Annotated in this window: 5 protein-coding genes; all 5 read right to left on the reverse strand. The window is 49.4% G+C overall.

What is annotated here, in order from left to right:
• Window positions 1-24: 24 nt before the first annotated feature.
• The 5 genes from ACWIZX_RS03390 to ACWIZX_RS03410 are packed head-to-tail and all read right to left on the reverse strand — an operon-like array spanning window position 25 to window position 7786.
• On the reverse strand, window positions 25-2196 hold the full coding sequence (locus ACWIZX_RS03390) for a two-component regulator propeller domain-containing protein (RefSeq protein ID WP_448334806.1): 2172 nt from the start codon (window positions 2194-2196) through the stop codon (window positions 25-27).
• A 33-nt stretch (window positions 2197-2229) separates the two neighbouring features.
• Complete coding sequence (locus tag ACWIZX_RS03395; protein WP_322794199.1) at window positions 2230-3924, reverse strand: alpha-amylase family glycosyl hydrolase; 1695 nt, start codon at window positions 3922-3924, stop codon at window positions 2230-2232.
• Window positions 3921-5699, reverse strand: a complete 1779-nt coding sequence (locus ACWIZX_RS03400) for a glycoside hydrolase family 13 protein (protein ID WP_448334807.1) — start codon at window positions 5697-5699, stop codon at window positions 3921-3923. Before ACWIZX_RS03400 ends, ACWIZX_RS03395 begins: the two co-directional genes overlap by 4 nt.
• A gap of 24 nt (window positions 5700-5723) precedes the next feature.
• Window positions 5724-6569: a sugar ABC transporter permease gene (locus tag ACWIZX_RS03405; RefSeq protein ID WP_322794201.1), complete on the reverse strand. Its 846-nt coding sequence runs from the start codon at window positions 6567-6569 to the stop codon at window positions 5724-5726.
• Window positions 6566-7786, reverse strand: a complete 1221-nt coding sequence (locus ACWIZX_RS03410) for a carbohydrate ABC transporter permease (RefSeq protein ID WP_322794202.1) — start codon at window positions 7784-7786, stop codon at window positions 6566-6568. Before ACWIZX_RS03410 ends, ACWIZX_RS03405 begins: the two co-directional genes overlap by 4 nt.
• Between the last annotated feature and the right edge of the window lie 88 nt (window positions 7787-7874).

Genomic DNA, 7874 nt, shown 5'->3' on the forward strand with positions numbered 1-7874 from the left:
TTCTTATACTCCTTCCAATTCAATTTATCGTTTTGCCAGAGCGGGATCATAAATTTGCAAACCGCTCAATGCAGTTCCAATCCAGAGTCTTCCCATTGGATCAAAGGCGAATGTCAAGGGTTCGCCTCCATTAAAACCAGAATTATTGTCTCGATAAACAATCCATTGATCGTTGCCGTCAAAGCGGCTGATCAATCCGCCCGGTTCGGTCGGGAAGCCGTGTCCAATCCAAAACCCGTTGCCCGGCTGCTCGATAATGCTATTCACCACGCTGGTAGGCAATCCAGAGCTGCCTAAACGGTAAAAGAGCCATTCTTCGCCTTCCCAACGTGCCACGCCACCCCCAATCGTAGAAATCCAAACCCGATTTTGGGCATCTACGATCAGGTCGGATACTCCGCCCCAACTCAAATCGCGGGCAGAAAAATCCCAACTTTCAAGTGCTTGTGTTGAAACCTCCAGGCGTGAAACGCCCTTTTGTGTGCCAAGCCACAAAAATTCCTGGCCATGGTCGGATTGAAATGCAAGTGCAAATATCCGCAGGTCAGCAAGGCCACCAACTAATGGACTATACGAAGATAATTGCTGTCCATCCCAGCGATATAAGCCGCTCAGACTCCCCACCCACAAATTTCCCTCTCCATCTTCAACCAGCGCGCGCACGCGAACTTCTTCTACCCCAAACGCATCTTCTGAAATTTGTACCCACCGATCCTCGCACAGGCAACTTACACCCCTATCGCTGCCAAACCACAGATTTCCCCTCTGATCTTCGTAAACTACCCGCACACTTTCATCAAGAATGCCTGAATTTTGGCGGTTGTAAACCCGGCTATCCTCCCCCCAGGGCGACCCTTGCGTAACATGCCATAGCGCAGCGCCTTGAGCAGTGGCAATCATCATATCCCCATTCGATCGCAGATATAAATCATAAATCGTATTGGAAGGCAATGGCGCAGTTTGCGCCATCAAATGCTGCCAACCCCGCCGCAGCAAAGCCTGATCATATTCGTAAGTAACTTTCCCAATGACAATCAATCCCGTAAAGCCGATAATCAACCACCAGAACACTCTTGGCGGTTTTGGGAACATTTCCTCCAGATAATCCCAATAACTTTCTTTCTCGAGAATCCAGGTATATCCCCACCTCAAAAATCCAGATGCACTTAAACAAAGCGCCGGAATAACGATCAAGGAATATTGCGGCCACTTGGTCGGGTAGATCAACAAGATGATAAACTGTACAAGGAACCACCCCGGCAACCACGGTTCTTTACGGCCGTAAAAGTAAAGCCCAACCGCCCCGGCCCAAAAGATAAATTCATCCAATGTGAGGAAAAAGAAAACGCGTGGATGCCACGGCAAGGCAGTCGCCACCCAGATGACCGGCTGCCACCATGGGTAACCGGCGCGTGTGACATCCCCCCCTTCGGTATAAGCCTGATGAAAGGAAACAACCTCCAATATCCTGCGGAATGGCTCATTCCAGAAGTATGGATTTAGAATGAAGAAGGTTACCAAAACAACCCCCATCCAAACCATCATTTGCTGAATATTGACCTTCTTTCGAAATTGCCAAAGCAGGAAAATAACGGGAATGAGCATCAATCCATATGGATATTTTCCCGCAATTGCTGCTCCCATTGCCGCTGCCGCAATCCAAAAAAATCCATAGGAGGCTTTTTGGGCTTCGTCTTCCAGGGATTTCCGAAGCAGTAAAACGGCTAACAGGGAAGCAAAAAGGGGAAAGGCTTCCAGATAAACTTGACTGGTGTACTTGATGGTATAAGAATGGAAGGTCAACAGAAATGCAGCCAGAGGGTCAAAAAGGGCAAGGATGAAGACCTGTAACACCCCAAAAAACGCACTGGTGGAGCGATTGAAGTAAAACTCAAAATCCGGATTGACATTTTCTCCCTTGATCAAAAATGGCAGGCTGTACATCAACTTGACCAGCGGGGGATGCTCTTTGTTTTGATCATAGTTGATGATTTCTGTCCAATCCCCCTGCCGAATCAGTTGAGCATAATCCCTGCCCGCCCGCATATAGACCGGCTCATCTGCATCCAGGGGTAATTGCCAGACTGCCCAGGCATGAATCAATCCAGAAAGCGCCACAATCAGCGCAATCGTATGCCAGCGCTTCCACCACTTGGGCAAGGCACGTAAGGGAAAGTTGAGTAATTTTGCTAACATGACTGTTTGCTACCCCTATTTTGAAGAGGTAGTTTAATTTTCCGGTAGTTTCTCAAATTGATAAATCAATACATCACCCACCGGAACGGTATCCGGAAATTCAAACTCTTGCAAACTCCCATCTTGCTGTACCGACACGACCACCTCCACGATTTTACCTGTCAACGGCTGCAAGCGGTACCTGCCGGGGAGCAGTCCTTCCAATGTGCGAAAGGTTACCTTCTCTTGAGGTTGATTGCTCAAATTCAAAATCACCAGTACCTGTTCATTCTGGGTAACGCGCGCGTAGGATAAAACGGCAGCTGAAGAACAGGCGACTGGATAAAACTGCCCGCTTTGTAGCCCTTCGGACTGCGAACGGATGCGCAGCAGGTTCATATAAAAGCGCAGCAGCGAACTTGAATCTTGCAATTGATTCTGAACATTTTTCTCGGCATAATCGGGCTTTGGGAACAGCCACGGCGTGCCGCTGGTAAATCCCGCCTTTGATTCTGCCGACCAGTGCATGGGAGTTCGAATATTCCGATGATCTCCCTGTCCCGTAAGACCAATTTCTTCACCGTAGTAAACAAATGGCACACCCGGGCTGGTCAGGTATACTGCAGCAGCAATGCGGGCTTTGCTTTCATCCTGCATGAGAACAGTCATGACCCGGTCTTGATCATGATTGCTCAAAAAAATACCCATACTGCCCGGTGGGAATAACCGCGTTTCAAAAGTCAGCGTATTGTTAAGCGAAGTGGCATTCCGATTGTTGACATTACTCAAAATTGAACGCGCCAGATCAAAATTGAACACCACATCCATCTCTTGATTGCGAAGATAGCGCACCGCCTCAAAACTGTTTGACCATACCTCTCCCACCGTTATTGCCTGCGGATTGATAGACTTGTAATACCTGTAGAAATCCGCAAACCATTGATGGGTCGAGTCGGTATTCTCCTGATCGTTACCCTCTTCAATGAGGTGCTTGGCAGCATCAATGCGGAAACCGTCCACGCCCGCCTCTTCCAGCCAGAAGCGGGCAATTTGATAAATTTCCTGCGTTACAGCCGGGTTTTCCAGATTCAAGTCCGGCATTTGATCCCAGAAAAGGGCATAGTAATATTTGCCATTGGCAGCGCGGTGCCAAACCTTTTGTCCTTCTGGGCCAGTGTAACCTGGATTTTCATCCTGCCAGATGTAATAGTCGTGATAGGGTGATTGCGGGTCCAGAGCCTGTTGGAACCACGGGTGCCGGGTTGAGGTATGATTGATCACCAGATCAATAATCACACGCATTCCGCGCTGGTGAGCCGCATCTATCAAATCCTTGAAATCATCCAAAGTGCCATAGTCAGGGTTAACCTGATAATAATCTGTAACATCATAGCCATGATAAGACGGCGATGGATGAATAGGCATCAACCACAACGCGTTAATTCCTAAATCATTCTCTGTTTTCGGATTGCCATCATTCAAATAGTCCAGTTTCTGAACCAATCCTCGAAAATCGCCAATCCCATCCCCATCCGAGTCGTAAAAACTACGAACAAAAATCTGATAGAAAACCGCCGTTTTCCACCAATCCACCTCTTCCAGCACCTTATCGGTAGGTGTTTGGTTCGATTGCAAGGGAAGCGGGGTGATTGCACTCTCGGCTGCCCTGTCTGATAAGCCAGCACAGGAACTGATGAGAAAGAGGACAATCAAAAATACAAAAATCCGTTTGAGTTGAATTGAAATCATTGCAATCTTGAAAGAATAGCGCCACTCAACGCCGGAATTGTAACCTTGCTGGTTTGCCCTTCAAGGATCACCTCACAGCCGCTCCCCGTTTCTACCTGCATGATCCAGTGACCTATTAGCCATTGTGTCTGCCGGGTAGCAGAAAGATTGATCACGGTTGTAAGCCGTTCTTCCTCGAATTCTCTCTCCAAAACAAGGATGGCCTCGTTGCAATCCTGCACCTTGCAGGTTCCTCTGCGGAGAGCAGCAAATTGTTTCCTAACCCGAATCAACTGACCATAAAACTTCAGCAAGTCTTTGTCCTGCTCCTCTCCCCACAACATGGGCGACCGGGATTCCTCCGGTATGCCGCGTCCGTTCTGACGTACATCCCGCTGCTGCGATAACCCAGCCTCTGTACCGTAGTAGATTACCGGTGGACCCACAAGACTGAACTGCAGGAGTGCCGCCAGCTTGAGACGACGCTGGTCGTTTCCTGCTGCCCAAAGGAAGCGATTCATGTCATGATTATCCAGAAACGAAGGGCGCGAAAAATCTTGCGGGAAATACGCATGGTGTCGTTCCAGAAAAGAAGCCAGTTTTACCCCATCCCAGCGTCCAAACGCCAGCGACTGACGCAAACCCTCCAGCAGAATAAAATCCAACGCTCCGTCCAGTTGACCGGCAAAAGTCAGTTGGACATCAGAAGGATCCACAATTTCTCCAAATGTCCAGCAATCGGCTTTGGCTTGCCGGGTAACCTTGCGGAACTCTGCCCAAAAATCCGCAGCCGGTCCAATGGCGTAATCTACCCGAAAGCCGTCCACACCAAATTCCAGCCAGTATCTGGCGGCATCCAGCACATATTGACGCGCTGCCGGGTGGCGCAAATTCAATTTTGGCAGGCTTGTCACCCCAAAAAAGGTCTCGTAGTCATCGGGATAACGACGAAAGTTGAACCACTGGCGATAAGGACTGGCAGGGTCAGAAACAGCCTGCTGAAAATAGGGGTGCATGTTAGAGATATGATTGGGAACAAAATCCATCAACACCCGAATGCCCCTCCGGTGGGCTTCATCGAGCAATTCTTTGAAGTCCTTTTTACTGCCCAGGCGAGGTTCAATCTCAAAAAAATCGGTGGCATCATAGCCGTGGTGGCTTGGGCTGGGAAAAACAGGCGTCAGCCAGAGCACATTGACGCCCAAATCAACCAGATAATCCAGTTGTTCGGTAATCCCTCGCAGCGTACCCCCATAAAAATCACTCAAAGAAGATGGATTGGGCCATGGTTGTTTCTTTCCCGGCGAAAAGCGATCCACGAATATCTCATACACCACCGCGTCTTTCGTCCAGACCGGGAGCGGATCGTCATCCACATAAAACCCAAAAATCTGACCCTGATCCGAAAGTTTCTCACCCCCATCTGCCATCTCAAAACCAAATTGATAACGCACCAGACTGCCGGTTGGAAAACCCGGCAAGACCGCTTCATAATAACTGAGGTAGCCCCACAGGATGGTATCCCATTCCGTATGAGTAAAAAACAGAGGAGCGGCAAATCCGTTCAAGGCTCTGCCCTGAGAGCCCTGCGGGTCACTTCCATCGGTTGTCCAGTATACCCAACCACGCCGCACAGGGTATTCCGGCCCAACGGATAAAATAAGTCTTACCGGTTGAGCGGGTAACGGATCCAGCGGTAATCGCCGAAAATTATGGCTGATTCCCGCCCGAATTCCATATACCCGCTCTCTCTTTAACTGTTCGGTTGCTAAAGTGCCAAAAATAAAATCGTCCACCCGCTTACCTTTTTTGAAATTGGTTTATCCTTTTACTCCGCCAACTGTTAATCCGGCTTCAAAGTAACGGTTCAAAGCCAGATAAACCAGCACCGTCGGGATAACCACGATGACCGCGCCGGCAGCAAATTGACCCCACGGCACCGAAACACTGTTTGCCAGTGAATATAACGCCGGTACAGCCAGTTTAACCGTATCCGGTGCCGGTACCAGCACTGAGGAAAAGATAAAGTCACCCCAGCCGGTCATGAAGGCCAGAATGGCAGTTACCGCCAAAGCAGGGCGAGCTAACGGCAGGGCAATCAGGAAGAAGGCCTGCACGGGAGTCGTGCCATCAATTTGGGCAGCCTCCTCCAGATCAATCGGTATGGTGTCAAAGTAACCCTTGAGATTCCACGTACAAAAAACCAGGGTTGCCGATGTGAAGGCCAGAATCAGACCCAGATGTTTGCCAAACAGACCAACTGCCGTCAACACCTGCGCAATGGCAACCAGTGAAAGGATGCCCGGGAACGTGGAGATCGCCAGCAAAAAGATGAGGAAAAATTCGCGCCCCTTGAAGCGAAAACGCGATAAAGCAAATGCCGCCGATGTGCACACCACCAGACTGAAAATTGTGGTGATGCTGGCCACCTTGAAACTGTTGGTGATCCAGGTCAGGTAGGGTCTTTCGAAAAGCATAAAGCGGTAGTTTTCAAAACTCCAATCCACCGGGAAGAACATTCCCGGCAGGCTGAGTGTATACAACCGACCTCCCGAGCGACCCGAAGCCAAAAGGGCAAACCAAACCGGGTAGAGCGCAAATATCACCGCAATCACTAAAAAGGTATATTGTAAAACACGAACGCCAACGGGGGTTCTCTTAATCATGATTCATACGCTCCTTTCGTGATGCGGGTAATTCGCAGGCTGTACAGGGTAGCCAGGAAAAGCATAATGAAGATCAGCACGGCAAATGCGGTAGCCCGCCCATAATTTTGTAGCTGATAAATCTGACGGTAGGCATATACCATCACAAACTCGGTTGCCCCCGGTGTATCCGCACCTGCAAGAGGACCGCCAGCGGTGATTGCATAGGCGGTACCAAACATTTGAAAAGCCGTGATCGAAGTCAACACGGTGGCAGGCAGAACCGCCGGACGAATTAACGGCAAGGTGATGCGCTGCAATTGCACCCACCAGTTCGCCCCATCCACCTCGGCAGCTTCATACAATTCAACCGGAATGGATTGGAGCGCGCCAAGAATCGCCACCATAAAGAAGGGGTAGGAAAACCACAGGTCCGCCAGAACCACCACACCAAAAGCGCTGACCGGATTTTGCAGCCAGATTGGGCCCTGGATTCCAATTTGAGAGAGCAATTGATTAATCGTACCCTGCTGGCGGAAGAAAAATTGCCAAACCAACGCCATCAGGATGGCGACCGAGGAAGCTCCCCAGGGTACAAACAAAGCCACCCTGAAAAATGTCTTACCTTTCAGTCTGGGATCATTCAAAATCAACGCCAGCGTCAATCCAAAAACGAACGTCAACGGCACCCGAATGGCAACAAATAGAATCGTGCGTAAGACAACGATAATAAATGGACCGGTCGTCATCAGCTGATTGAATGCAGCCCGAATAGATAACAACACGCCCAGTCCAATGACCAGCGCAATGGCAATCAGCCACACCCCTCCTGATGAGATCGGCCTCTCGATCTCTCGATCTAGTCTGCGGTTAACATATACCGCTCCAATCAGCGGGGTGAAAGCCAGTAAAATTTTACCCAGCGCAATCAAAGCTTCAGCCGAAAAGAGTTTACCCAACAGTGCCTGATAGTTGGCGAACAACGGTTCCGCTAAACGATATGGCTGCCCCAGTCCCCCTTGAGCATTTTGTCGAAATTGCGGCCAGCACAGAGGATCGAGGAGACCGGTAAGGAACACTTCACAGTCCGGTTTTGGGCGGAATTTATTCCGATTGGTAAATGAAATATAGGTGTTCAAAACAATGGGATATACATTGAACACCAGGATCCCCAACATGGTTGGAAAGAGAAAGAAAAAAATCGTTAGGCCCTTGCGAGTTCCCTTCCAGGTATTCATATCGGACTCCTCTATCCTGTTCCTAAAAAGGGGGAGAATTAAGAAGAGGGAGAGCCACACTTGCTGGCTCTCCCTGTTTACATCACAA

This window comes from Bellilinea sp. (assembly GCF_053501535.1).

Bases quoted from the DNA above. Each gene is read 5' to 3' on its own strand.
- ACWIZX_RS03390 (WP_448334806.1), bottom strand. From the start codon at position 2,196: ATGTTAGCAAAATTACTCAACTTTCCCTTACGTGCCTTGCCCAAGTGG.
- ACWIZX_RS03395 (WP_322794199.1), bottom strand. From the start codon at position 3,924: ATGATTTCAATTCAACTCAAACGGATTTTTGTATTTTTGATTGTCCTC.
- ACWIZX_RS03405 (WP_322794201.1), bottom strand. From the start codon at position 6,569: ATGATTAAGAGAACCCCCGTTGGCGTTCGTGTTTTACAATATACCTTT.
- ACWIZX_RS03410 (WP_322794202.1), bottom strand. From the start codon at position 7,786: ATGAATACCTGGAAGGGAACTCGCAAGGGCCTAACGATTTTTTTCTTT.